This window comes from Pseudomonas sp. HMSC08G10 (assembly GCF_001808425.1).
In the GTDB taxonomy this organism is placed as follows: domain Bacteria; phylum Pseudomonadota; class Gammaproteobacteria; order Pseudomonadales; family Pseudomonadaceae; genus Aquipseudomonas; species Aquipseudomonas guariconensis.
Genome location: NZ_KV793291.1, coordinates 124,706 through 149,868, shown reverse-complemented (window position 1 = coordinate 149,868; position 25,163 = coordinate 124,706). Strand labels below are relative to the sequence as shown.

Sequence of the window (25,163 nt, the reverse complement as noted above, 5' to 3'; positions counted from 1 at the left end):
ACCGATGCCGGAACAACAGGCAAGGCGGCCCGGAACACACGGGCCGCCTTGCAGACGCTTGTACATTGATCAGATGTAGTTGAGCAGCGACAACCCAGCGATCTTCGCGTAGGACTGCAACGATGCCTGCAGCATGTTTTTCTGCATTTCCAAGCGCAGCATCACGTCCGCCGGATCGCTTTCACGGATCGAGCTCTGGGTTTTCTTGTTCTCGGTGCTCAACGCCTCGTTGGTCTCAGCCTGGATGTCGAGCGCCTGCCCCCTCCCACCAATCGCAGAAATCGAGGAGGATACCTGGTTACTGGCACTGGCGATGTTACCAATTGCCGAATCCAACGAGGCCAGGAAGTTCTGTCGCGCCACTGGATCGCTGTCCTGTGGCGTGGTCAGCGCCTCGCGCAGTTGCCCGATGGTATCGAGGATGTTCTGGGTCTGATGGGTATCGACCTTCACCCCAAAGGAGTCGCCGGCACTGGGTGTGCCGGACAGCTCGAAATCCACTCCAGCTGCGGTGGCAGTGGTGCCACTCAGCGTGCCGGTGGACACCGGTCGGCTGTCGGCGCTCATCGGCGCCGCGTATAACTCGAAGTCCGTTGCGCTGGTGAACTTGAGCACCGCGCCACCACCTGGAAATGCTGCCTTGTAGAGCGTCGGGTCGCTGACTGTCGCGCCGGTGACCTGCGCCGACGAGGTGTTGCCCGGGCTACGGGTGCCGGCAATGGAGTCAGCCTTGGAACTCAAGCTGAAGGTATGGCCGGCGATAGCTGCATCCGGGTTGGCTTCGTCACCAGGCTGGAAAGAAACCTTCAGGCGCAGCTCCACACCACGGAAGCTGATGCTGCTGTTCTCGCCCTTGGGATTGAACGTACCACCCTGGCTGGCCTCCAGGGTCACATCGGTGCCATTGGCATCGAGGATCTTGTACTGGGTGCTGCTGGTGAACTCGATGCTGTACGGCTCGCCACTGCGGAAGCGATCGTTGTAGGTCACGCTGCCGGAGACCTGACCATTGGACAGACTGACGCGACCATCATCGACAGCCGGCATAGTCAGGTGGGTCTCGCTGCGGCTGGTGTTCAGGGCTTGCTCGAAGGCGCTATAGCCGGTCTCGTTGGCTGCCAGGCTGAGCATATCGCCCACCTGTAGCATCAGCTGACCCTGATCACCCTGATAGCTATAGGTGCCGTCCGCATTGCGCACGTATGGCGGGGTGTCCCCCTTGGAGCCGGAGAACAGGTACTTGCCATTCTCGTCCTTGCTGTTCATCAGCGTGAACAACTGGTCTTCCAACGATGCCAACTCATCGGCGTTGGCCTTGCGGTCGGCATCGGTAAAGCCACCGTTGCCGGAGCCAACCGCTAGTTCGTTGACACGCTGCAGAATATTGCCAATGGAGTTGAGCGTGCTCTCAGCAGTCCCCAACGCATTGCGCACGTTGACGATGTTGTCGCTGTACTGCTCCAGCATGTTCTGCTGCTGCTCCAACTGCAGCAGGCGCGCGGCGCCCACCGGATCGTCGGCGGCGGTGCGGATGCGCAGGAAGTCGCTGGCCTCCTGGCTCGTCTTGTTGACGTTGGAGAAGGTGCGCTGGTAGTTGGCGCTGCTGGTGTTGTAGAACTGCGAAGTGGAGATGCGCACGGTCTACGGCTCCTTAAAGACTGTTGATCAAGGTGGCAAAGGTTTCCTGGGCCGCCTTGATGATCTGCGACGACGCGGTGTAGTACTGCTGGAACTTGACCAGGTTGCCGACCTCTTCGTCGACCGACACGCCCGACACCGAATTGCGGCCGTCCAGCGCGGACTGCTGCAGGGCGTTGGTGGCATTGCCGTCCATGGTGGCCTGGGCGGTCTTGCCGCCGACGTTGGATACCAGCTTGGCGTAAGCGTCGGTGAAGCTGATGCCCTTGCCGTCGGCGCCAACGCCCACGGTGCCCTTGGTCTGCAGTCCGAGCACCGACTGGGCATTGCGGTTGTCGGCAGAGCCCGCGCCAGTCAGCGACACGGTGAAGTTGTCACCGCTTTTCGGCGCACCGGAGACGCTCATCTCGAAAGTGAAGGTCTTCTGGGTAGCGCCGTCCATGATCGGGTTGCCGCTGCCATCGACCATCGGCACCGAGAGCTGCAGCTTGTTTTCCTGGCCCGGAATGATAGTGCCGCTGCCAATGGCGTTGCCCTTGGCGTCGTACATCGTGTAGGCCTGGGGCGAGGTGCTGTCGTCGCCGAACACCAGCTTGACCGGGGTGGAATACTTCAGGCCTGTCTGCAGGTCGGCGCGCTGGGCTGCATCGTAGATGTCCAGCTCCGAGGTCAGGGTCGGCGGGGTGACCGCACCGGTGCCCTTGTTGCCGGCACCGTTGGTGCTGGTCAGCGGGGCGGCCATGGCCAGGCGATTGGGGTCGGTGAGCACCGACTCCATACCGGCGGCGGCATTGCGCGTCGGGGTGATCTTGAAGCTGTCACCGGCGCTCAACGCACCGCCCTTGAGCGACAAGGTGAAGCCGTCGATCACCGGGGCTGGGTCGTCGGTAAGATCGTACGAACCCATCTCGGTGCCTTCGGGCAGCTTGCGCACGGTATAGGCCGTGGCACTGGTGAAGGTCACCTGGTAGTCGCTGGTGGTGAGCTTGCCGGTGTCCTTGATGTTCACATCCAGGTTGCCGGAGCCTGCGCTGTTGCCCAGCTTGGGCACGCTGCGTTCGCTCATGGCCTTGGCGCTGTTGATGTCGCCGAACAGAATCGCACCGAACTCGCCGTTCTTGTCGATGCCCTGGGCCAGTTGGCTATTGATGGCATCGGCTACCACCAGCGCCACGCGGCCCAGCTCGTTGAGCGCAGGGTCGAGGGTCTCCTTGCGGTAGCGCAGCAGGCCACCGAGCTCCCCGCCGGTGGTGCTGTTGGTGATATCCATCTTGGTGGTGCCGCGATTGAGCACCAGGTTCATGCGGGTCGGATCGGTCTGGCTCGGCTCGACGCCCAGGGTCTGGGTGGTCTTGCCCAGCACCAGCGCCTGGCCGTTCTTCAGATAGATGTCGTAGTTGCCTTCGCGCTCCACCACCTCGGCACCGATCAACGCGGTCAGCTCGCGCACGGCGCCATCGCGCTGGTCGAGCAGGTCGTTGGGTTGGCCTTGCACGGCCGAGATCCGCGAGATCTGGTCGTTGTACTCGGCGATCGTCGCGGTGAGCTTGTTCACCTGGTCGGCGATCGAGGCCATGTTGGTGTTGATATTGGTGTTCTGCTGGTTCAGCTGCGCCGACAGGGTATTGAAGCGCTTGGCCAGGGTCTGGGCGCTGGTCAGCAGCAGCTGGCGCGAGGCGTCCTCGTTGGGCTTGGCCGAGGCGTCCTGCATGGCGCCGAAGAAGCTTTTGAGCGCAGCGGTGATGCCGGTATCGGCGCTCGACAGGGCGGTGTCCAGCGGGGTGATCTGGTTCAGGTAGGAAGCGGCGTCGCTCGACAGCGACGTGGTGGTGCGCAGCTGGTTTTCCAGGAAGGCGTTATACACCCGGCGCACATCGGCCAAGGTAGTGCCACTGCCGATGAAGACCTGGCCATACTGCTGCGAGCCCTTGGTCTTCTGCACGATCTGCTGGCGAGAATAACTGTCGACATCGGCGTTGGCGATGTTGTTACCCAGGGTGTACATCCCCGACTGCGCGGCGCCCAGGCCCGACATGCCAATATTGATCAAACTCGCCATGGTTCCAAACCCTTAAAGTTTCGTTGTGGTACCGAGCATTGCGTAGCTCTCGTACGACTTCATCTGTCTTGCGATCTGCGAGATCTTGCTGGCGTAGTTGGGGTCAGTGGCATACCCGGCCTTCTGCAGCTCTCGCACGAACTGTTCCGGGTTATCGGCCGACTTCACCGCATCTTGATAGCGCGCATTGTTCTGCAGCAGGCTGACCAGGTCATGGAAGCTGTCCTGGTAGGAATCATAGGAACGGAACGCCGCAGTCTCCTTGACGAACTGCCCGCCACGAAACTCGCTGGTGATCGCCCTCGCCTGACCACCCTGCCAACTGCCGGTGGCCTTGATGCCGAACAGGTTATGGCTGCTGCTGCCATCGGCATTGCGCATGACCGACTTGCCCCATCCGGTCTCCAGGGCGGCCTGAGCCACCAGGTAACGGGGGTCGATACCGATACGCTTGGCGGCCTGCTCGGCCATCGGCAGCATGGTGGCGACAAATTGGTCGCTGTCGGTGAAGGCCTTCTTCGGCGCCAGCGGTGGCTGAGCCACAGCGCGGCCGAGAATGCGCGTGCCATCCGGCGCGGCGAAGGCACGGGCGGCACTGGCCACCTGTTGGCCTTCGCGGGCCGGCACGGCAGCGGCATGGGTGGTGGCCGCCGACGGCACGATGCCGGCCAGCAAACGATCGGTCAGCTTGCCCGGCAGGGCCAGGCGCCGCGAATTGAGCGCAGCGACGTCATTGCGGGTGCCGGCCGTCTCACTGAAATGCATGGGCTCGGCCACCTTGCTGCCCCACAGCGCCGGGGCATGCCCTTCGACACGTGGGAACGGGCTGGTGTTGACCGGCGCAGGCTTGTTCTTGGACAGCTGACGCACCAGCACATCCTGCAGACCGATACCGCCGCCCTCGCGGGACATGCTCACGGCCAACTGCTGGTCGTACATGTCGCGGTACTGCTTGACCGTCTCGCTGTTCATCGGGTTGTCGTCGGCCAGCACGTCACTGGCCTTGCGCGAGGCCTTGAGCATCTCACTGATGAACAACGACTCGAACTCCTGGGCCACCTTGCGCACGTTGGCATCGCTGTCGCGGTCACCGTGCTTGAGCGAGCTCAGGCGGTTGAGGTCGGTGTAGGCGCCGCTGTCGGCGTGTCCGGAAACCAGGCTCTTGGAATTCATGGGCTGGCGTCCTCAGATCACGATCAGGTCGGCTTGCAAGGCGCCGGCCTGCTTCAGGGCTTCGAGGATCGCCATCAGGTCGCTTGGCGCCGCGCCCACCTGGTTCACCGCACGCACGATCTCGTCCAGGGTCGTGCCCGGGCCGAACTTGAACATTGGCTTGGCCTCCTGCTGGGCGTTGACCTTCGAACGCGGCACCACAGCGGTCTGGCCATTGGAGAACGGTCCAGGCTGGCTGACGATCGGGTCTTCGGTGATGGTCACGGTCAGGCTGCCGTGGGTGACCGCCGCCGGCGAGACCTTGACGTTCTGGCCGATGACGATGGTGCCGGTACGCGAGTTGATGATGACCTTGGCCACGGCCTGGCCCGGGTCGATCTCCAAGTTCTCCAGTATCGACAGGTAGTCCACGCGTTGGCTCGGGTCCATGGGGGCGGTGACGCGCACCGAGCCGCCATCGATGGCCTGGGCCACGCCTGGGCCAAGCATGTCGTTTATCTTGTCGACAATGTGCTTGGCAGTGGTGAAGTCCGGACGATTGAGGTTCAGCGTCAGGCTGTTGCCTTGGTTGAAACCGCTCGGCACGGCGCGCTCGACGGTGGCACCGCCAGGAATTCGGCCAGCCGACGGAACGTTGACGGTGATCTTGGAGCCGTCGCGGCCTTCGGCATCGAAGCCCCCGACCACCAGGTTGCCCTGGGCAACGGCGTAGACATTGCCGTCGATACCCTTGAGCGGCGTCATCAGCAGGCTGCCGCCGCGCAGGCTCTTGGAGTTACCGATCGAGGAAACAGTGATGTCCACCACCTGGCCAGGCTTGGCAAACGCGGGCAGATCAGCATGCACCGACACTGCAGCGACGTTCTTGAGCTGCACGTTGCCCGACCCTGGCGGGACCTTGATGCCGAACTGCGACAGCATGTTGTTGAAGGTCTGCAGGGTGAACGGCGTCTGGGTGGTCTGGTCACCCGTACCGTTCAATCCCACCACCAGGCCATAGCCGATCAACTGGTTGGTACGCACGCCAGAAATACTGGCGATGTCCTTCAGGCGCTCGGCGTGAGCACCGAACGCGCAGGACAGGAGCAGGGTCGCGGCAATCAGCTGCCTTACGTTGAACATGGTCATTGGACTCAGAAGGGCCAAAGCGGGCTCATGAAGAAGCGGTCCAGCCAACCGGGCTGGCTGGCGTCGGCGAACGAACCTGTGCCCGAATAGGTGATGCGCGCATCGGCCACACGCGTGGACGGCACGGTGTTGTCGGTGGCGATGTCATCGGCGCGGATCAGGCCGGCGATGCGCACCAGTTCCTCACCGGTGTTCAGGGTTAGCCACTTCTCGCCGCGCACGGCGACGATGCCATTGGGCAGCACTTCGGCCACGGTCACGGTGATCGAGCCGGTCAGGGTGTTGCCTTGGGTGGCCTTGCTGTCACCCTTGGTCGCCCGTTCGCCTTTGTAGCCGGCCTCCAGGGACAGGTCGCCGCCACCGAACGGGTTGTCGGTGCTCGGCGTGGTGCCGAACAGCGAGGTCAGGCCGATGTTGGCGTTGCTGTTTTTCTGGATCTGAGACCCTGCGTTCTTGCTCGCCGAGGTGCGCTCATTGAGGGTGATGGTGATGATGTCCCCCACCCGGAACGCCTTGCGGTCGGTGTACAGGTTCTGCTCGAAACCGGCCTGATAAATCGAGCCGTTGGCCGCCGACGCCGGCAACGGGGTACGCGGCAGAACCGGCGCATAGTACGGGTCGTTCGGCTTGGGCGTCGGTGCGACGCAACCGGCCAACAACACCGCGCCCCCCAGGGCGAAGACGGACAACAGACGATTCATGACGCTTACCTCACGTGTAACGGGCTTGGGTCTTACAGCTGCTGGGTGACGAACGACAGCATCTGGTCGGCGGTGGAGATGACCTTGGAGTTCATCTCGTAGGCGCGCTGGGTGGTGATCATGTTCACCAGCTCTTCCACGGTGCTGACGTTGGAGTTTTCCAAGGTCTGTTGCAGGGTGGTACCGAAGCCGTTCAGGCCTGGGGTGCCGACCTGTGGCGCGCCGCTGGCTGCAGTCTCGAGGAACAGGTTGTTGCCGATGGCCTGCAGACCTGCCGGGTTGATGAAGTCGGCGGTCTGGATGTTGCCGATGATCTGCGCGGCCGGGTTGCCGGCAGTGGTGATCGACACGGTGCCGTCCTGGCCAACGGTGAAGGTCTGGGCATCCGGCGGCACGACGATCGCAGGCTCAAGGGCAAAACCGTTGGCGGTGACGATCTGGCCGTCGGAGTTGAGGTGGAAGGTGCCGTCACGGGTGTACGAAACAGTGCCGTCAGGCTGCAGGACCTGGAAGAAACCGCGACCATTGACGGCCATGTCCAGCGGGTTCTCGGTGGTCTGCAGGCTGCCGGTCTGGAAGTTCTTCTGAGTACCGACAATGCGCACACCGGTACCGACCTGCAGGCCCGAAGGCAGCTCGCTGTCCTGAGTCGACTGAGCACCCGGTTGACGCTTGATCTGGTACAGAAGGTCCTGGAACTCGGCGCGGTCACGTTTAAAACCGGTGGTCGAAACGTTCGCCAGGTTGTTGGAGATGACGGTCAGGTTGGTGTCCTGGGCGGACAGGCCGGTCTTAGCGACCCAAAGAGCCGGAAGCATTTAGTGTTCTCCTCGTGCGCCTGTTTTACGGCACCCGTTCAAAAGTGATTAGCCGATTTGCAAAACACGCGCCATGGCTTCATCGCCTTCCTTGGCCGCGCTCATCATCTTGACGTGCAGTTCGAATTGACGGGACAGCGCCAGCACCGAGGTCATTTCCTCGACGGCATTGACGTTGCTCGATTCCAAAAAGCCCGACGCCACCCGTACGTTGACGTCGGCATCGGCGGGCTGGCCGTTCTTGGTGTGGATCATGCCGTCCAGGCCCTTGGTCAGGTTCTTGGTGTCCGGATTGACCAGCTTGATGCGGTCGACCTCGGCCATGACCCGCGGGTCCTCGCCCATGGCGCGAATGCTGATGGTGCCGTCTTCACCGATCTCCACCTTCTGCTCAGGCGGAATCGCGATCGGGCCACCGTTACCCATCACCGGCATGCCGTTGCCGGCACGCAGCACGCCCAGGGCATCGATATTGAGACTGCCGGTGCGCACATAGGCTTCGCTGCCGTCCGGCGCCTGCACGGCGATGAAGCCATCACCGGTGACCGCCACGTCCAGTTCGCGACCGGTCTCGACCATCGCGCCAGCAGTGAAATCCGTGGCCGGGCGTTCGCTCATGGCGAAGGCGCGCGCCGGAAAGCTGTCACCGAACACCGGCATCGAGCGCGCCTGCTCCAGGTCGCGCTGAAAACCGTTGGTGGAAACGTTCGCCAGGTTGTTGGCATGGGCCCGCTGGGCCAGCGCATTCTGGCTGGCACCGGTCATGGCCACGTAAAGCATTTTGTCCACAGTCATTCTCCACTGCACTGACGAGCGATTGCCGCCGACGTTGCTGTGCAGGCACTAAAGCAAGTTCCGAACCAACTTTTGAAAAGTATGAAAAAGCCCGTGAATACGGGCTTTGAGGGAAGCCTTTGGATTGAGCAACGCCGGATATCCGGCGCCATCTTGCCGCTGACGGCAATTGGCTACGGCTCGCGGCAACCGGCGTTGTTGTAGGGCCCGGCGAAACGCCTCCACCCCTCCCCCGGCGACCACTGCGAACACACCAGGCGCCCGTCGGCCTGGCTCTCCCAGCGCCACCAGGGCGCCGCAGCCGCCTGCGCCTGGAGCAGACACAGCGCTGCGGCGAGCGTGACGATCCATTTCTTCATGAGCCTTACCTCGAAAACGACGAACCCCTTTATCGGAAAAGGGGTTCGTGCGCACTCGACCGACCAGCGACCATCAGGTCATCTGGATGATGGTCTGCATGATGGTGCTTTCGGTGGAGATGGTCTTGGCGTTGGCCTGGTAGTTGCTCTGCGCCTTGATCAGCTCGACCAACTCCTGGGTCAGGTTGACGTTGGAGGCTTCCAGCGAGTTGGACTCCACGCTACCCAAGGTACCGGTCTTGGGTGCGTCGATGCCTGGAATGCCGGAGGAGAAGGTTTCGGTCCAGCGGGTGCCACCGATCTGCTGCAGGCCCTGCTCGTTGGCGAAGCTGGCAACGGCCACCTGACCGATCGCACGGGACTGCTGGTTGCTGAAGCTGGCGAACATCACACCGGTGGAATCGATGCTCAGGCTCGACAGAATACCGGTGGCGTAACCGTCCTGGGACTGCGACATACGCGCGGTCTCGGTGTTGTACGAAGTGGTGCTGTTCATCGACAGACGCATGCCACCGGCATTGCCCGCCGCGCCATTGGCTGCCCAGTTACCCGAAGCATCCTTGGACGCCGGAATCCAGCCAGTCATGGTGAAGGTATTGTTGCTCACGGTGAACGACGAACCAGGCGGCAGGCCGGTGTTGTTGGCCGTCATTGCATTGACCGAACCGTCGCTGTTGAAGCTGATGGTGCCGCTCAGCGGCGTGGTGCTGGCCGGGTCGAACGGATTGCGTCCATCGACCAGGGTGTACATGGTCCACTGGTTGGTGCCGGTCTTGCGATAGAACTGCTCCATGGTGTGCTCGTTGCCCTGACTGTCGTACACCTTGGTCGGGAACGACTTGGTGTAGGTGGTTTCGTCAGAGGGATCGAACGGCTTGTTCGGCACCATGGTACCGGTACCGTCGTCGACCATCAGCGGAATGTCGGTGGCCGAGGAATTCAGGTTGATGCCCTGGTCGATCAGGGACGTGGCCTTGGGCGCCAGAGCGGAGGTGTCGATCTTCAGATCGGTCAGCACGCCCTTCTGGATCTTGCCGGTCGAGTCGGCGGCATAGCCTTGCAGGCGCAGGCCGTCCGAGGTGACCACATAGTTGTCTTTGTTGGTCTGGAAGGCACCGGCACGGGTATAGACCATCGAGCCGTTGTCCGACAGCACGAAGAAGCCCTGCCCCTGGATACCCATGTCCAGTACGTTGCCGGTGTTGTTGATGTCACCCTGGCTGAATTGCTGGGAGACGGCCGCCAGACGCACACCGTTGCCCACTTGGTTCTTGCCGACACCCAGGCGGTTGGCACCTGCATAGACGTCCGCGAACTCGGCGCGCGACGACTTGAAACCAACGGTATTGACGTTGGCGATGTTGTTACCGGTGACATCCAGCTGCTTGTTGGCAGCGTACAGACCACTAAGACCGATGTTGAAAGACATGAATTCGCTCCTTGTGCCGCTCTAGCCGGCCTTAGATACCAATGGTTTGCACGCTGGACAGAGAAACTTTCCCGAGCCCTGCAAGGTTGAGCATCATCTCGCCATTGGGGTTGATGCTGACGCTGGTGACCTTGGCTGGCAGCAGGGTGTACATCTGCGTCGACTTGCCATCGACCATGGTGGTGGCCGAGAAGCTATAGGTGCCCGGGTCGACCTTTTCACCCTTGTCATTGGTGCCATCCCAGATGAAGTCGGCGTAACCGGCTTTCTGCTGGCCCAACTCGATGGTCTTGATGGTGTTGCCGTCTTTATCCTTGATGGTGATCTTCGCCTCGCTGATACCTTGCGGGACGATGAACTGGCCATTGAAACTCTGGGTGGTGTCGACCACCGCCTTGTCGTTCTGCACGATCACCGAACGACCCACCAACGACGAAGCCTGCAGGGCCTGGGACGAACCCATGGCACCGGCAATGGAATTGACCGTGCTGTTGAGCGTGGTGATGCCTTCCAGACTGCTGAACTGCGCCAGCTGGGCGACGAACTCGCTGTTGTCCTGAGGATCGAGCGGGTTCTGGTGCTGCATCTGGGTGACCAGCAACTGCAGGAACGCATCCTTGCCTAGGGCGTTCTTGTCGGTGTTCTCGGGTGTGGGCTTCTTGGTGGTGCCAGTGCTGACGCCCGACGCCGCGAGGACGTCGTTGAGGTTCACACCACCGGTGCTGTTGACTGCCATGATCCTGACTCCTTATCACTGACCGAGGGTCAGCACCTTCTGCATCATGGTCTTGGCGGTGTTCATCAGCTCGGCGTTGGTCTGGAACGCACGGCTGGCGGAGATCATGTCAGCCATCTCCTCCACCACATTGACATTGGGGTAGTAGACGTAGCCGTCCTTGTTCGCCGCCGGATGATTGGGCTCGTAGCGCGCCTCAAGGTTGCTCTGATCCTCGACGATGCCCATCACCTGCACCCCCTGCCCCGCTTCGCCCTGATCCTGGAACAGCGACTGGCCAGCGCCGTTCTGGGCTTGCTGGAAGGTAGTGGCGAACACCGGATGACGCGCGCGGTAGGTCTGGTCGATGCTCGAGGAAACAGTCTCGGCGTTGGCGATGTTGGAAGCGACGGTATTGAGGCGGGTGTTCTGCGCGCTCATGCCGCTACCGGCAATATTGAAGACACTGGCAAGGGACATGATCACTCTCCGCGCAGGGCCGAAACCAGCCCTTTGAATTTGCTGTTGAGCAGGGTGAAGCTGGCCTGGAAGCCAATGGCGTTCTCTGCGTAGTTGGACTGCTCGATCTGGGCGTCCACGGTGTTCTGGTCGATCGACGGCTGCATCGGCGTGCGGTACTTGAGGGTATCGTCGCCCATGGCCAGGCCTTCGGCCTCGATGTGGCGGTTATTGGTGCGATCCAGGGCAATGCGCCCCTTCTGCTGCTTGTCGGCTTCAGCGGCGAGCACCGCCGAGAAATCCATGTCACGCGCCTTGTAGTTAGGCGTGTCGGCGTTGGCGATGTTGTTGGCCAGAACCTCGGCGCGCTGGGCGCGGAAGCTCAATGCCTGCTCATGGATGCCGAGCGCCTTGTCGAAGCTGATGCTCATGTCTGGGAAACCTTCGAAGGTTGACCGGAAGAATCGTGAGCAAGCTAGAGCAAGGTTTGTGCCAAGCGATAAAGCCCCAGTAAAACCGGGCACCGAGGCCCTGCTTGCCGGCGGCAATGCCAGAAAAGCGGCAATGGATTACCGCTTGGCGTCAGCAAAGCGGCAATGGGCACCGGCAAAAAAAGGGGCCGCGATGCGGCCCCTGTCTGGGTTTATTTTGCCTGGTAGATGATCCCCGGGCTGCACTGGACCATCTGATAGTGATCCGGCAACCCGTTGAGCGCCTCGGACGCCCCCAGGAACAGATACCCGCCCGGCTTGAGCGTGCTATGGATGCGCATGAGGATGTCCTTCTTGACTTGGGCCGAGAAGTAGATCAGCACGTTGCGGCAGAACACGATGTCGAACTTGCCCAGCGCCGCATAGCTGTCGAGCAGGTTGAAGGAACGGAACTCGACCCGGCTGCGGATCGGCGCTTTGACTGCCCAACGACCCGGCCCCTTGGTGTCGAAGTAGCGCTGCAGGCGCTCCTGGGACAAGCCGCGACCAATGGCCAGGCTGTCGTATTCACCGGTCTTGCAGTTGGTCAGCATCGCCCCGGACAAGTCGGTGGCAACGATCTGCGCCCCCATCTTCAGTTGCCCCAGGTTGCTGCGCTCGAACTCGTCGATGGCCATGGAGATGGAATACGGCTCTTGCCCCGAGGAGCATGCCGCCGACCAGATCCGCAGGCGCTGGCCCGGGTTGTTCTTGATGAACTCCGGAATCACCTTGTTCTTGAGCACCTCGAACGGATAGGTGTCGCGGAACCACAGGGTTTCATTGGTCGTCATCGCATCGACTACCTGCTCACGCAACCCGCTGCGCGGCTGGCTCTGAATTCGCTGCACCAGCTCACCGAGCGACTTGATGCCCTGCTGCTCCATTAGCTTGTTGAGACGGCTGGAGACCAGGTATTGCTTATTCTCGCCCAGCAAGATGCCACAGGCTTTCTCCAGGAAGACCCGGAACTGTTCAAAATCCAAATTACCCGTAGACAATGCTGCCGCCTCTTTCAAATCCCTGGTGCCAAGGGTTGCCCCCCGGCCGTTTCAATGCGTCGCCTTGATCCGATCGACCACCCGCTGGGCGAGGTCGTCCGGCTTGAACTTGGCCAGGAAGTCGTCGGCGCCGACCTTCTTGACCATGGCCTGGTTGAAGACCCCGGACAGCGAAGTATGCAGGAGGATGTGCAGCTTTTGCATGCGCGGATCGCTGCGAATCTCCGCCGTCAGGGTGTAGCCATCCATCTCCGGCATTTCGATGTCGGAGATCATCATCAGGAATTCTTCCTCCGGACGCTTGCCCTCTTCCACCAACTTGTTCAGGTAGTCCAAGGCCTGGCGACCATCATTGAGGGCTACCACCTCCACCCCTACCGACTGCAGGCAACGGCTGACCTGCTTGCGCGCCACCGACGAATCATCGACGGTCAGCACGCGCAGCATCATCGCCTTGTCCTGCACCTCGGCATCGACCACACCCACGGACACGTCCTCGGACGATGGCGACACTTCGGCAAGAACTTTCTCTACGTCGATGACCTCCACCATCCGCCCGTCCACACGGGTGACAGCGGTCAGGTAGTGATCACGTCCGGTCCCCTTGGGTGGCGGATGGATCTCCTCCCAGTTCATGTTGACGATGCGCTCGACCGAATGCACCAGGAAACCTTGGGTCTTGGTGTTGTACTCGGTGATGATCACGAAACTGTTGCGCGTCTCTTCCTGCAGACCCGGCAAGCCGGTCGCCATCGACAGGTCGAGGATGGGGATGGTCGCGCCGCGAATGTTGGCCACCCCACGCACCACCGGGTGGGACTTAGGCAACAACGTCAGCTCCGGGCACTGCAGCACCTCCCGGACCTTGAACACGTTAATGCCATAGAGCTGCTCGCCATTGAGGCGGAACAGCAACAGCTCCAGACGATTCTGCCCCACCAGTTGCGTGCGCTGGTTGACCGAATCCATGACTCCAGCCATGCCAGACTCCTCTAGTTTTCGCCCATTTACCGACTCGGCACGGGCTTTGCTTTTTTGAGCGCCATGTACACGAAAACGACATTTTACCGACGCCTGACGCGCCTGATGACCGGCTTGATAATGGCGCTATGCCTGCTGGCACCCGGCACACGCGCGCTGGCCGATGCGGTTACCTTGCCTGAACAACTTATCGGCGTCACCCAGGGGTTTCTTGAATTCACCGTGGAGGATTATCTGGCCACCACCCAGACCACTGGTCGCTACGAGATCCAGGTCAACCCGCTCGACCCGCGCCTACGCATGCCGCTGTGCAGTCAGCAACTGGACGCTTCGCTTGAAAGTCCAGCACAGCCGCTGGGCAGGGTCACGGTGCGGGTACGCTGCAACGGCAGCGCCCCCTGGACCGTGTTCGTCCCGGCCCAGGTGAAGCTGTTTCGCGAGGTGGTGGTGATGACCCGCCCGCTCAGGCGCGAGAGCGTGATTGGCGAAGGCGATGTCAGCCTGCGTGAGCGCGACGTGGGCACGCTCAATCAAGGCTTTCTCACAAGCCTGGAACAGGCCGTGGGCATGAAGCTGCTGCGCCCGACGGTGCTCGACCAGGTCCTGACGCCCCAGCATCTGGAGCAGGCGGAGGTGGTACGCAAGGGCGATCATGTGGTGATCACGGCCCGCAGCGGCAGCCTTAGCGTGCGCATGCCTGGCGAGGCCTTGAGCAAAGGCGGGCTGTCTGAGCAGATTCGCGTGCGCAACCTGAACTCCAAGCGCGTGGTCAAGGCACGGGTGATTGGGCCTGGACAGGTAGAAGTGGCCATGTAAGGCATTTGCGGCGCCCGCGAGGCGGGACAGGATAAAAACTAGCGACGGGGAACGGGTTTTCCTAAACTGTGTCAGAAAACGGGTCATGCGCGGTTGCCGACAGGTGGCGATACATTCGTGCCTAAAGTTTTTTTCGGGTTGGCCGAAAACAGGGCAAGCGTCCAAATTCCCAGAGGTTTCTGATCATGGTCATCGACTTCAGTCGTTTGAATAATTCTCCGGCCGTCACGGGCGGGGTTCGCAGCAATACCGCGACCGGTAGCGCCCCGAAAGCCGGCGAAACCAGCGAAGCGCCACAGACTGCCAGCGGAGAAGCGGTACACCTCAGCCAAGAGGCCCAGCAGTTGCAGAAGATCAGCGACAAGCTGCGCGACCAGCCTGAAGTCAACAGCGCCCGCGTGGCCCAGTTGAAACAGGCGATCGCCGACGGCAGCTATCAGGTCGATGCCGGCCGGGTCGCCAGCAAACTGCTTGATTTCGAAGCCCAGCGCTAACCCTCCGGGGCGCTGACTTCAGGGACGCAAAAGCCAAGAGCCAGCCATGCACGACACCACTTTGCTGCAACTGATCGAAGACGACATCGCGCCAACGCAGGAACTGCTCGAACTGCTTCAGAAAGAAGCCGTCGCCCTGCATGGCCGGGACATGCAGGTGCTGGAGAACATCCTGGCACGCAAGCAGTCCCTGATCGTCCTGCTCGAGCAGCAAGGCATGCGGCGCAACCAACTGCTGGTCGGCCTGGGCTTATCCGCCGACCGGGCCGGTGTGCAGGCCCTGGCCGCGCAATCCTCCCTGGGCGAGGTCATGCTGCAACAACTCGACGTACTCACCCAGTTGATGGATGCCTGCCAAAAGGTCAACGAGACCAACGGCCGGATCATCCAGCTGCAGCAACACGCCACGGCCAATCAGATCAGAATCCTCATGGGTGGCGATTCTCCGTCGCTCTATGACAGCCGCGGCGCCACCTCGCCCATGGCTAAGGCCCGCGCCATCAGCCAAGTGTGATTATTTCTATCAAGGCACGGAACATACTGGCAAAATGCCGTTACTTGCGTGTGTCGTTTTTGCCTGGAGATTGATTACCCGTGTTCAATGCATCCGATGCTCCCCAGCCGCCCAAGGTGCTCACCACACCCTTGGAAATCGCAGCCAACCTGCGTCAATTGCTGGATAGCCACGATCCGCTGATCATCACCTTCCCTGAGCGCAGCCAGCGGTTCCAAAGTTACGTCGTGCATGTGGACCGTGACGCCAATACCCTGGCGCTGGACGAAATGATCCCTCGCGACGGTGAAAAGTACATCGAGAATGGCGAACCCTTCCGCATCGAAGGTTTCCATGATGGCGTGCGCATCGCCTGGGAATGCAACACCGCGACCACCATCACCGAGATCGATGGCCATCGCTGCTACCGTGCCCCCCTGCCGACCGAGATGACCTATCACCAGCGCCGCAACGCCTTCCGCGCCGCGCTCAAGCTGTCGCAGCTGGTCGATATCGTGCTCGACGGTGAACGACTCAAGGGCAAGGGCGCCCTGCGTGGCAAGTTGCTGGATATCTCCGCCACAGGCTGCAAGCTACGCTTTGAAGGCAACATCGAAGAGCGCCTGCAACTGGGTGAGGTGTACGAGCGCTTCGCCGCCAGCAATCCGCTGGGCATGGCGCAGGCGATGGTAGAGCTGCGTCACCTGCACTTCGAAGAGCGCCTGAACACCACCTTCGCTGGCGTGCGCTTTCACAACCTCAATGGCCAGATGCAGCGCAAGATCGAGAGTTTCGTCTACCAGTTGCAGCGCGAGGCACGACGCTTCGACAAAGACGACTATTGAGTGTCGAATGTCCAATGAAAAACGCCACCCATCGGGTGGCGTTTTTCATTGCTTTGCAGCCTGCCTGAAGACCGGCTCACACCGACTTGTCGACCTCGGCCTGGGGTGCACCCACCTCTTCCCGGGGCTTTTGCTCCTCGGCTTCGGTGTCTTCGGCCGCCACCGGCGCTTGCATCACGTCCTGCACGGTCTGCTCATCGACCCGAGGGTCCAGCGCTGCCGACAAGGGTGAGCCCGCCGCTGGCATGGCCACGTGGCCCAGCGGCGCGTCCTGCACCTGATGCAGGCCGGTGACGGCCTTCGGCCGGATCCGCCACACCAGCACCAAGGCGAAGAACAGGAAGAAGGCATAGAGCATTTGCGGCCCCAGGACCTTCATCAGCACACCCGCCGCCAGCGGACCGATACAGGCCCCCACGCCGTAGGTCACCAGCAACATGGCCGTCAGCGAGACACGGCGCTCGCTTTCGACATGGTCGTTGGAAAACGCGACCGCCAGCGGATATAGGCAGAATTGCAACAGCGAAATCACGAAGCCGACGGCGAACAGCAACTCCAGCGGCACGCTGGGCAGCACCGCCAGCGGCAATGCAGCCAGCGCCAGACCGATCGAGACGCTACGGATCAGCACCGCACGGTCATAGCGGTCCGACAGCCAACCCAGCGGCCACTGCACCACCAAGCCCGCGAAGATGCAGCTACCCATGAACAGACCGATCTGCTCGGTGGTAAGCCCCTGCTTGGCCGCATACAGCGGCGCCAGACCATAGAAGGAACCTACGATCAGGCCCGAACCCAGCACCGTCGACAACGACTGCGGTACCCGTTTGAGGAAGAACTTCGGCTCCATCGGCGCCGGGCGCAACGGTGCCGGGTGGATGCGCCGGGTCATCGCCACCGGCACCAGGCACAGGGCAAAGCACATGGCGACCAGCATCAGCAGTTCAGGGCCGAGCTCCGGATGCACCACCAGGATCAATTGGCCGAGTACCAAACCCAGGTAGGAGGCGATCATGTACCCACTGAACACCGCCCCGCGGTGCTTCACATCGGCCTGCTCGTTGAGCCAGCTTTCGATGACCATGTACTGGCACATCATCCCCAGGCCCACGATCATCCGCAGCCCTACCCACACCGGGAGCCAATTGGTCATGCCATGGCCGAGCACCGCCGCGCAGACGATGCCCGCGCACGTGGCGTAGGCGCGGATGTGCCCGACCCGGCCGATCAGCCGGTGGCCGACCTTGCCGCCCACGGCCAGGCCAAAATAGTTGGCTGCCATCAGGGCACCGACCCAAAGGCTGTCCACATGGTCGGCGGCCAGGCGCAAGGCCAGGTAGGTACTGAGCAGGCCCGAGCCGATCAGCATCATCAAGGCAGCGAAATACAGCGACTGAAACGGCTTCCAGATGTTTCGCATACGTCCCGTCGGGCTCCCTGGTCAGGTGGCGTTAGCTTGCAGGCAAGCATAAAAGCAAATTCGCCGCAGCGCAGGCCCCCATCGGCTAAATAGCCAGCCAGGGGGCGTGTCCAGTGTCGGTTGTGTCGCGATCAGGCCTGTGCGGCTAGCACCCGCCGCTCCCAAGGGGTGATTTCGTCGAGGAAATCCGTCAGCTCCAAGGTCTTGGTTGCGACATACCCATCGATGAATTCGTTCCCGAACATCTGACGCGCCAATGCGCTGCGCTTGAGGCGTTCCAATGCGCCATGCAGGGTGCAAGGCAGGTTCAGGTGCTCCGGCACTTCGAACTCGCCCTGGATCGCGGCCGTAGGTTGCAGGCGCTGCTCGATGCCGTGCAGACCAGCGGCCAAGCTCGCAGCGATGGCCAGGTACGGGTTGGCGTCGGCCCCAGGTAGCCGGTTCTCGACCCGTCGAGCCACAGGCGAACTGGCCGGGATGCGCAAGCCGGCGGCTCGGTTGTCATGGGACCAACAGGCATTGTTGGGCGAGGCGTACGGGTGGCACAGGCGTTGGTAGGAGTTGACGTTGGGCGCGAACAGCGCGGTGAAGTCAGCCATGCAGGCCTGCAGGCCGCCGATGAAGTGATGGAAGGTATCGGTCGGCTGCCCGCCCTCATCGCTGAAGACGTTGCGGCCACTGTCGATGCGCACCAGGCTCTGGTGGATATGCATCGAGCTACCCGGTGTTCTGGCCAAGGGCTTGGCCATGCACACAACGGTCAGGCCATGCTTGAGTGCGACTTCCTTGAGCAGGTGCTTGAACAGGAAAGTCTGGTCGGCCAGCAGCAACGGATCGCCGTGAAGCAAATTGATCTCGAACTGGCTGACGCCCATCTCGTGCATGAAGGTGTCACGGGGCAAGCCTAGGGCGGCCATGCACTGATACACCTCGCTGAAAAATGGCCGCAGGCCATTGTTGGAACTGACGCTGAACGCCGAGTGCCCAAGCTCGCGACGGCCATCCTTGCCCACCGGCGGCAAGAACGGCTGGTGCGGATCGGTATTCGGTGCAAAGACGAAGAACTCCAGCTCCGTGGCCACCACCGGCGCAAGGCCAAGCGCGGCATAGCGCGCGATCACGGCCTTGAGCTGGCCCCGGGTGGAAAGTCCGGACGCCACACCGTCGAGCTCGACTGCATCGCAGACGGCCAGCGCCCGCGGCTCGTCGCTCCAGGGCAGGCGATGGATCTGGGCAGGTTCGGCCACCAGGGCCAGGTCGCCATCATCGCTGCCGTAGAAACGGGCTGGCGGGTAACCGCCCATGATGCATTGCAGCAATACACCCCGAGCCATCTGCAAGCGGCGCCCTTCCAGAAAGCCCTCGGCAGTCATCACCTTGCCGCGGGGTACACCATTGAGGTCGGGGGTGACGCATTCGATCTCGTCGATGCCGGTCAGACGTTCGCTGAGGGAACGCGGGGCTTCGGTCGTCATGACGCTGTCCTTCTTGTTGTTTTGCAGGCCGGAAATGGCGTTAGGCACAACATAGGCGTCCGCTGTTGAAAATATCAAGCGAGGATGGGCAGCAGTGTGGAAATTTATTAACACCTGCGGACGCGCCGCTGTATTCGCCATCAGATTGGCGCAACCTCGGACTCCCATCAGCCCAATACGAAGCTATTCGCGCAAGGTCATACCATTGGCCGGCAACGGCAGCGCGGTCTTGTAGCGCACCTGCTTGAGGGCAAAACTCGAACGGATGTTAGCCACTCCGGGCAAGCGAGTCAGGTAGTCGAGAAAGCGCTCCAGCGCCTGGATGCTGGGCAACAGTACGCGCAGCAGGTAGTCCGGATCGCCGGTCATCAAATAGCACTCCATCACCTCAGGCCGCTCGGCGATTTCCTCCTCGAAGCGGTGCAACGCCTGCTCCACCTGCTTCTCCAGGCTGACGTGGATGAACACGTTGACGTCCAGCCCCAGCACCTCGGGTGCGAGCAAAGTCACCTGCTGACGGATAACGCCCAGCTCTTCCATTGCCTTGACCCGGTTGAAACAGGGCGTAGGCGACAGGTTCACCGAGCGGGCCAGCTCTGCGTTGGTGATGCGGGCATTTTCCTGAAGGCTGTTGAGAATGCCGATATCGGTGCGATCGAGTTTGCGCATGAGACAAATTCACCGGTTTTTTGTGTTTATGCGGAATGTTTATCTGCGCCGTCAGGCAAAGGCAATCAACTTGAGAGAAAAATTCTTCAGCGGTCCCCCTATGATGTAGTTAGCGCTGACCTACCGGTCACAAGCCGGTACTCAGCGGCGACCGCTTCAAAGCTCACAAAAACAACATTCGAGCGAGCGTAAAAAGCATGAACGAGTACGCCCCCCTGCGTCTGCATGTGCCCGAGCCTACCGGCCGGCCAGGCTGCCAGACCGATTTCTCCTACCTGCGTCTGAACGACGCCGGTCTAGTCCGTAAACCCCCGATCGATGTAGAACCCGCCGACACTGCGGATCTGTCCTACAGCCTCATCCGTGTGCTGGACGAACAAGGCAATGCCGTCGGTCCATGGGCCGAGGACATCGACCCGCAGGTCCTGCGACAGGGCATGCGCGCCATGCTCAAGACGCGGATCTTCGACAACCGCATGGTCGTTGCCCAGCGCCAGAAGAAGATGTCCTTCTACATGCAGAGCCTGGGCGAGGAAGCCATCGGCAGCGCCCAGGCGTTGGCCTTGCAATACACCGACATGTGCTTCCCGACCTACCGCCAGCAGAGCATTCTGATGGCCCGGGACGTGTCCCTGGTCGAGATGATCTGCCAGTTGCTGTCCAACGAGCGCGATCCGCTCAAGGGGCGCCAACTGCCGATCATGTACTCGGTGCGCGAGGCAGGCTTCTTCACCATCAGCGGCAACCTGGCCACCCAATTCGTCCAGGCCGTCGGCTGGGCCATGGCCTCGGCCATCAAGGGCGATACCAAGATCGCTTCGGCCTGGATCGGCGACGGCGCCACGGCCGAGTCGGACTTCCACACCGCCTTGACCTTCGCCCACGTCTACCGCGCCCCGGTAATCCTCAATGTGGTCAACAACCAGTGGGCGATCTCGACCTTCCAGGCCATCGCTGGCGGTGAGTCCACCACCTTCGCAGGCCGTGGCGTGGGCTGCGGCATCGCCTCCCTGCGGGTCGACGGCAACGACTTCATCGCGGTCTACGCCGCCTCGCGCTGGGCCGCCGAACGTGCCCGCCGCGGCATGGGCCCGACCTTGATCGAATGGGTCACCTACCGCGCAGGCCCACACTCCACCTCGGACGATCCATCCAAGTACCGCCCGGCCGATGACTGGAGCCACTTCCCGCTGGGCGATCCGATCGCTCGCCTCAAGCAGCACCTGATCGCTACCGGCCACTGGTCCGAAGAAGAACACCAGGCCATCACCGCCGAGCTCGAGGCCGAGATCATCAAGGCGCAGAAAGAAGCCGAGCAGTACGGCACCCTGGGCAATGGCCACATTCCTAGCGCCGCCTCGATGTTCGAGGACGTGTACAAGGAAATGCCCGACCACCTGCGCCGCCAGCGCCAGGAACTGGGGGTCTGAGATGAACGATCACAACAACAGCATCCATCTGGAATCCGCCATGTCCACCACCACCATGACCATGATCCAGGCCCTGCGCTCGGCCATGGACATCATGCTCGAGCGCGACGACAACGTGGTGATCTACGGCCAGGACGTCGGTTACTTCGGCGGCGTGTTCCGTTGCACCGAAGGCCTGCAGAACAAATACGGCAAGTCCCGCGTGTTCGACGCACCGATCTCCGAAAGCGGCATCGTCGGCACTGCCGTGGGCATGGGCGCCTATGGTCTGCGTCCGGTGGTGGAGATCCAGTTCGCCGACTACTTCTACCCCGCCTCCGACCAGATCGTCTCGGAAATGGCCCGCCTGCGCTATCGCTCGGCCGGCCAGTTCATCTCTCCACTGACCCTGCGTATGCCGTGCGGCGGTGGCATCTATGGCGGCCAGACCCACAGCCAGAGCCCCGAGGCGATGTTTACCCAGGTGTGCGGCCTGCGCACCGTGATGCCCTCGAACCCCTATGATGCCAAAGGCCTGCTGATCGCCTCGATCGAGTGCGACGACCCAGTGATCTTCCTCGAGCCCAAGCGCCTGTACAACGGCCCGTTCGACGGCCACCACGACCGCCCGGTAACGCCGTGGTCCAAGCATCCGCAAAGTGCAGTGCCCGATGGTTACTACCAGGTACCGCTGGACAAAGCCGCCATCGTCCGCCCAGGTAACGATGTCACCGTACTGACCTATGGCACCACGGTGTATGTGTCCCAAGTGGCCGCCGAAGAGACCGGCGTCGATGCCGAAGTCATCGACCTACGCAGCCTGTGGCCATTGGACCTGGAGACCATCGTCGAATCGGTGAAGAAGACCGGCCGCTGCGTGGTGGTCCACGAGGCGACCCGTACCTGCGGCTTCGGTGCCGAGCTGGTGTCGCTGGTGCAGGAGCACTGCTTCCATCACCTCGAAGCGCCGATCGAGCGCGTCACCGGTTGGGACACCCCCTATCCCCATGCACAGGAATGGGCCTACTTCCCAGGGCCTTCGCGGGTAGGTGCGGCATTGAAACGGGTCATGGAGGTCTGAATGGGCACGCACGTCATCAAGATGCCGGACATCGGCGAAGGCATCGCACAGGTCGAGTTGGTGGAGTGGTTCGTCAAGGTCGGCGATGTGATCGCCGAAGACCAGGTGGTGGCCGATGTCATGACCGACAAGGCCACCGTGGAGATCCCCTCGCCGGTCAGCGGCAAGGTATTGGCCCTGGGCGGCCAGCCCGGTGAGGTGATGGCGGTCGGCAGCGAGCTGATCCGCATCGAAGTCGAAGGCAGCGGCAACCACGTGGACGAACCCCACGCCAAGCCGGTCGAGGCCGTCGCGCCAGCCGCACCCGCCCCGGTCGCTGCCGAGCCCCGATTCGAACCGCAGCCGGCCGCAAGCCCCGTGTCCAGCGTCAGCGTCACCGCGCCGATCGTGCCACGCCAGGCGGGCGACAAGCCCCTGGCCTCCCCGGCGGTGCGCAAGCGCGCGCTGGATGCCGGTATCGAGCTGCGCTACGTGCATGGCAGCGGCCCGGCCGGGCGCATCCTGCATGAAGACCTCGACGCCTTCATCAGCAAACCGCACAGCGCGGCCGGCCAGGTGCCGAGTGGCTACGGCAAGCGCACCGACAGCGAGCAGATTCCGGTGATCGGTCTGCGTCGCAAGATCGCCCAGCGCATGCAGGACGCCAAGCGTCGCGTCGCACACTTCAGCTATGTCGAGGAAATCGACGTCACGGCCCTCGAGGCCCTGCGCCAGCAACTGAACGCCAAGCACGGCCAAGACCGCGGCAAGTTGACCTTGCTGCCGTTCATCGTGCGCGCCATGGTCGTGGCCCTGCGCGACTTCCCGCAGATCAACGCCACCTATGACGACGAAGCCCAGGTCATCACCCGCCACGGCGCGGTGCACGTGGGTATCGCCACCCAAGGCGACAACGGCCTGATGGTGCCGGTGTTGCGCCATGCCGAAGCCGGCAGCCTGTGGAGCAACGCCAGCGAGATCGCTCGCCTGGCCAATGCCGCGCGCAGCAACAAGGCCAGCCGCGAGGAACTCTCCGGCTCGACCATCACCTTGACCAGCCTCGGCGCATTGGGCGGCATCGCCAGCACGCCGGTGGTCAACACACCGGAAGTGGCCATCGTGGGCGTCAACCGCATGGTCGAACGGCCGGTCGTGGTCGATGGCCAGATCGTCGTGCGCAAGATGATGAACCTGTCCAGCTCCTTCGACCACCGGGTGGTCGATGGCATGGATGCCGCCTTGTTCATTCAGGCCGTGCGCGGCCTGCTGGAGCAACCCGCCTGCCTGTTCGTGGAGTAAGCATGCAACCGATCCTCAACACGACCCTGCTGATCATCGGTGGCGGCCCTGGCGGGTACATCGCCGCCATTCGCGCCGGCCAACTGGGCATCCCTACGGTACTGGTCGAAGGCCAGGCCCTTGGCGGCACTTGCCTGAACATCGGCTGCATTCCGTCCAAAGCACTGATCCATGTGGCCGAGCAGTTCCACCAGACCTGCCACCACGATGAGCAATCGGCGCTGGGCATCAGCGTGTCTTCGCCGCGCCTGGACATCACCCGCAGCATCGCCTGGAAGGACGGCATCGTCGATCGCCTGACCTCCGGCGTTGCCGCCTTGCTCAAGAAGAACGGGGTCAAGGTGATCCATGGCTGGGCGAAGATCCTCGACGGCAAGAGCGTCGAGGTCGACGGCCAGAAAATCCAATGCGAGCACCTGCTGCTGGCAACCGGCTCCACCAGCGTGGAATTGCCCATGCTGCCGCTGGGCGGCGCGGTGATTTCCTCCACCGAGGCCCTAGCCCCCAAAGCCCTGCCCCGTCATCTGGTGGTGGTCGGCGGTGGCTACATTGGCCTGGAGCTCGGCATTGCTTACCGCAAACTGGGCGTTCAGGTCAGCGTGGTGGAAGCGCGCGAGCGCATCCTGCCGACCTATGACGCCGAACTGACCCAGCCGGTGGCCGACTCGGTGAAGAAACTGGGCATCGCCCTGTACCTGGGCCACAGCGTCGAAGGTTACGAAAACGGCTGTTTGCTGGCCAAGGACGGTCAAGGTGGGCAATTGCGTCTGGAAGCCGACCAGGTGCTGGTCGCTGTAGGACGGCGCCCACGCACCCAAGGCTTCAACCTCGAATCCCTGGACCTGAAGATGAACGGCGCGGCCGTGGCCATCGACGAGCGCTGCCAGACCAGCATGCGCAACGTCTGGGCCATCGGCGATGTGGCGGGCGAACCGATGCTGGCCCACCGGGCCATGGCCCAGGGCGAGATGGTCGCGGAAATCATCGCGGGCAAGTCACGGCGCTTCGAGCCTAGCGCCATCGCGGCGGTGTGCTTCACCGACCCGGAAGTGGTGGTGGTCGGCAAGACGCCCGAGCAAGCCAGCCAGCAAGGCCTGGATTGCATCGTCGCGCAGTTCCCCTTCGCCGCCAACGGCCGGGCCATGACCCTGGAATCGAAAAGTGGCTTCGTGCGGGTGGTCGCCCACCGTGACAACCACCTGATCCTCGGTTGGCAGGCCGTAGGGGTGGCGGTCTCGGAACTGTCCACCGCCTTTGCCCAATCCCTGGAAATGGGTGCCCGCCTGGAAGACATCGCCGGCACCATCCACGCCCACCCGACCCTGGGCGAGACGGTCCAGGAAGCGGCATTGCGGGCCCTGGGCCACGCACTGCATATCTGACACTGAAGCGGCGACAGCCGATTTGGCCCGCTGCGCCCCAGGCGCGGCGGGCATTTTTTTGTCCTCATTACCCGG

General features: G+C 62.3%; 25 protein-coding genes. 8 read left to right on the top strand and 17 right to left on the bottom strand.

The window, feature by feature from the left end:
• Nucleotides 1-69 precede the first annotated feature (69 nt).
• The 14 genes from HMPREF3173_RS03350 to HMPREF3173_RS03285 form a co-directional block, all read right to left on the bottom strand.
• Nucleotides 70-1,638, bottom strand: coding sequence for a flagellar hook-associated protein 3 (locus HMPREF3173_RS03350; RefSeq protein WP_070571529.1), 1,569 nt, complete (start codon nucleotides 1,636-1,638; stop codon nucleotides 70-72).
• A gap of 13 nt (nucleotides 1,639-1,651) precedes the next feature.
• Nucleotides 1,652-3,697 (bottom strand): flagellar hook-associated protein FlgK, encoded by a 2,046-nt coding sequence (flgK, locus tag HMPREF3173_RS03345; protein ID WP_070571527.1) that lies wholly within the window; start codon nucleotides 3,695-3,697, stop codon nucleotides 1,652-1,654.
• Nucleotides 3,698-3,709: 12 nt separating this feature from the next.
• Complete coding sequence (gene flgJ / locus HMPREF3173_RS03340) at nucleotides 3,710-4,870, bottom strand: flagellar assembly peptidoglycan hydrolase FlgJ (RefSeq protein ID WP_070571525.1); 1,161 nt, start codon at nucleotides 4,868-4,870, stop codon at nucleotides 3,710-3,712.
• Between the two features lie 12 nt (nucleotides 4,871-4,882).
• Nucleotides 4,883-5,992, bottom strand: coding sequence for a flagellar basal body P-ring protein FlgI (locus HMPREF3173_RS03335; protein WP_070571560.1), 1,110 nt, complete (start codon nucleotides 5,990-5,992; stop codon nucleotides 4,883-4,885).
• An 11-nt stretch (nucleotides 5,993-6,003) separates the two neighbouring features.
• A complete protein-coding gene (gene flgH / locus HMPREF3173_RS03330; RefSeq protein WP_070571523.1) occupies nucleotides 6,004-6,699 on the bottom strand; it encodes a flagellar basal body L-ring protein FlgH in 696 nt (231 codons plus the stop codon).
• A 32-nt stretch (nucleotides 6,700-6,731) separates the two neighbouring features.
• A complete protein-coding gene (gene flgG / locus HMPREF3173_RS03325) occupies nucleotides 6,732-7,517 on the bottom strand; it encodes a flagellar basal-body rod protein FlgG (RefSeq protein WP_043210912.1) in 786 nt (261 codons plus the stop codon).
• A 48-nt stretch (nucleotides 7,518-7,565) separates the two neighbouring features.
• Nucleotides 7,566-8,306 (bottom strand): flagellar basal-body rod protein FlgF, encoded by a 741-nt coding sequence (flgF, locus tag HMPREF3173_RS03320; protein ID WP_070571521.1) that lies wholly within the window; start codon nucleotides 8,304-8,306, stop codon nucleotides 7,566-7,568.
• A 179-nt stretch (nucleotides 8,307-8,485) separates the two neighbouring features.
• Nucleotides 8,486-8,671: a hypothetical protein gene (locus tag HMPREF3173_RS03315; RefSeq protein WP_070571519.1), complete on the bottom strand. Its 186-nt coding sequence runs from the start codon at nucleotides 8,669-8,671 to the stop codon at nucleotides 8,486-8,488.
• 73 nt (nucleotides 8,672-8,744) lie between these two features.
• Nucleotides 8,745-10,100, bottom strand: coding sequence for a flagellar hook protein FlgE (gene flgE, locus HMPREF3173_RS03310; protein ID WP_070571518.1), 1,356 nt, complete (start codon nucleotides 10,098-10,100; stop codon nucleotides 8,745-8,747).
• A 31-nt stretch (nucleotides 10,101-10,131) separates the two neighbouring features.
• The gene (flgD, locus tag HMPREF3173_RS03305; protein WP_070571516.1) at nucleotides 10,132-10,836 is read right to left on the bottom strand and encodes a flagellar hook assembly protein FlgD; all 705 of its coding nucleotides are present in this window, start codon (nucleotides 10,834-10,836) and stop codon (nucleotides 10,132-10,134) included.
• Between the two features lie 15 nt (nucleotides 10,837-10,851).
• Nucleotides 10,852-11,295, bottom strand: coding sequence for a flagellar basal body rod protein FlgC (gene flgC, locus HMPREF3173_RS03300; protein WP_043210925.1), 444 nt, complete (start codon nucleotides 11,293-11,295; stop codon nucleotides 10,852-10,854).
• A 2-nt stretch (nucleotides 11,296-11,297) separates the two neighbouring features.
• Complete coding sequence (gene flgB / locus HMPREF3173_RS03295; protein ID WP_043210926.1) at nucleotides 11,298-11,705, bottom strand: flagellar basal body rod protein FlgB; 408 nt, start codon at nucleotides 11,703-11,705, stop codon at nucleotides 11,298-11,300.
• A 212-nt stretch (nucleotides 11,706-11,917) separates the two neighbouring features.
• Entirely contained in the window at nucleotides 11,918-12,745 is an 828-nt protein-coding gene (gene cheR / locus HMPREF3173_RS03290; protein WP_070571514.1) for a protein-glutamate O-methyltransferase CheR, read from the bottom strand.
• A gap of 51 nt (nucleotides 12,746-12,796) precedes the next feature.
• Entirely contained in the window at nucleotides 12,797-13,726 is a 930-nt protein-coding gene (locus tag HMPREF3173_RS03285; protein WP_043210931.1) for a chemotaxis protein CheV, read from the bottom strand.
• Between the two features lie 63 nt (nucleotides 13,727-13,789).
• On the opposite strand from HMPREF3173_RS03285, the gene flgA reads away from it, so the two are divergent.
• From flgA to HMPREF3173_RS03265, 4 genes are all read left to right on the top strand, one after another.
• Complete coding sequence (flgA, locus tag HMPREF3173_RS03280; protein ID WP_043210934.1) at nucleotides 13,790-14,542, top strand: flagellar basal body P-ring formation chaperone FlgA; 753 nt, start codon at nucleotides 13,790-13,792, stop codon at nucleotides 14,540-14,542.
• A 185-nt stretch (nucleotides 14,543-14,727) separates the two neighbouring features.
• Nucleotides 14,728-15,036, top strand: a complete 309-nt coding sequence (gene flgM, locus HMPREF3173_RS03275) for a flagellar biosynthesis anti-sigma factor FlgM (RefSeq protein WP_043210935.1) — start codon at nucleotides 14,728-14,730, stop codon at nucleotides 15,034-15,036.
• Between the two features lie 46 nt (nucleotides 15,037-15,082).
• Nucleotides 15,083-15,550, top strand: coding sequence for a flagella synthesis protein FlgN (locus HMPREF3173_RS03270; RefSeq protein WP_043210937.1), 468 nt, complete (start codon nucleotides 15,083-15,085; stop codon nucleotides 15,548-15,550).
• An 80-nt stretch (nucleotides 15,551-15,630) separates the two neighbouring features.
• Nucleotides 15,631-16,374 carry a flagellar brake protein gene (locus tag HMPREF3173_RS03265; protein WP_070571512.1) on the top strand — a complete coding sequence of 248 codons (744 nt, stop codon included), beginning with the start codon at nucleotides 15,631-15,633 and terminating at the stop codon, nucleotides 16,372-16,374.
• Nucleotides 16,375-16,450: 76 nt separating this feature from the next.
• On the opposite strand, the gene HMPREF3173_RS03260 is transcribed toward HMPREF3173_RS03265, so the two are convergent.
• The 3 genes from HMPREF3173_RS03260 to bkdR form a co-directional block, all read right to left on the bottom strand.
• Nucleotides 16,451-17,794: an MFS transporter gene (locus tag HMPREF3173_RS03260; protein ID WP_070571510.1), complete on the bottom strand. Its 1,344-nt coding sequence runs from the start codon at nucleotides 17,792-17,794 to the stop codon at nucleotides 16,451-16,453.
• A gap of 131 nt (nucleotides 17,795-17,925) precedes the next feature.
• On the bottom strand, nucleotides 17,926-19,167 hold the full coding sequence (locus HMPREF3173_RS03255) for a glutamine synthetase family protein (protein WP_177343682.1): 1,242 nt from the start codon (nucleotides 19,165-19,167) through the stop codon (nucleotides 17,926-17,928).
• A 285-nt stretch (nucleotides 19,168-19,452) separates the two neighbouring features.
• Nucleotides 19,453-19,938, bottom strand: a complete 486-nt coding sequence (bkdR, locus tag HMPREF3173_RS03250; RefSeq protein ID WP_043210945.1) for a Bkd operon transcriptional regulator BkdR — start codon at nucleotides 19,936-19,938, stop codon at nucleotides 19,453-19,455.
• A gap of 197 nt (nucleotides 19,939-20,135) precedes the next feature.
• On the opposite strand from bkdR, the gene HMPREF3173_RS03245 reads away from it, so the two are divergent.
• Genes HMPREF3173_RS03245 through lpdA form a run of 4 tightly spaced genes read left to right on the top strand, consistent with a single transcriptional unit; the run spans nucleotide 20,136 to nucleotide 25,088 of the window.
• Nucleotides 20,136-21,368, top strand: coding sequence for a 3-methyl-2-oxobutanoate dehydrogenase (2-methylpropanoyl-transferring) subunit alpha (locus HMPREF3173_RS03245; RefSeq protein ID WP_070571506.1), 1,233 nt, complete (start codon nucleotides 20,136-20,138; stop codon nucleotides 21,366-21,368).
• A 1-nt stretch (nucleotide 21,369) separates the two neighbouring features.
• Nucleotides 21,370-22,428, top strand: a complete 1,059-nt coding sequence (locus HMPREF3173_RS03240; RefSeq protein WP_043210951.1) for an alpha-ketoacid dehydrogenase subunit beta — start codon at nucleotides 21,370-21,372, stop codon at nucleotides 22,426-22,428.
• Nucleotides 22,429-23,706: a dihydrolipoamide acetyltransferase family protein gene (locus HMPREF3173_RS03235; RefSeq protein WP_070571504.1), complete on the top strand. Its 1,278-nt coding sequence runs from the start codon at nucleotides 22,429-22,431 to the stop codon at nucleotides 23,704-23,706. It abuts the gene before it with no gap.
• A 2-nt stretch (nucleotides 23,707-23,708) separates the two neighbouring features.
• Nucleotides 23,709-25,088 (top strand): dihydrolipoyl dehydrogenase, encoded by a 1,380-nt coding sequence (lpdA, locus tag HMPREF3173_RS03230; RefSeq protein ID WP_070571502.1) that lies wholly within the window; start codon nucleotides 23,709-23,711, stop codon nucleotides 25,086-25,088.
• Nucleotides 25,089-25,163 lie beyond the last annotated feature (75 nt).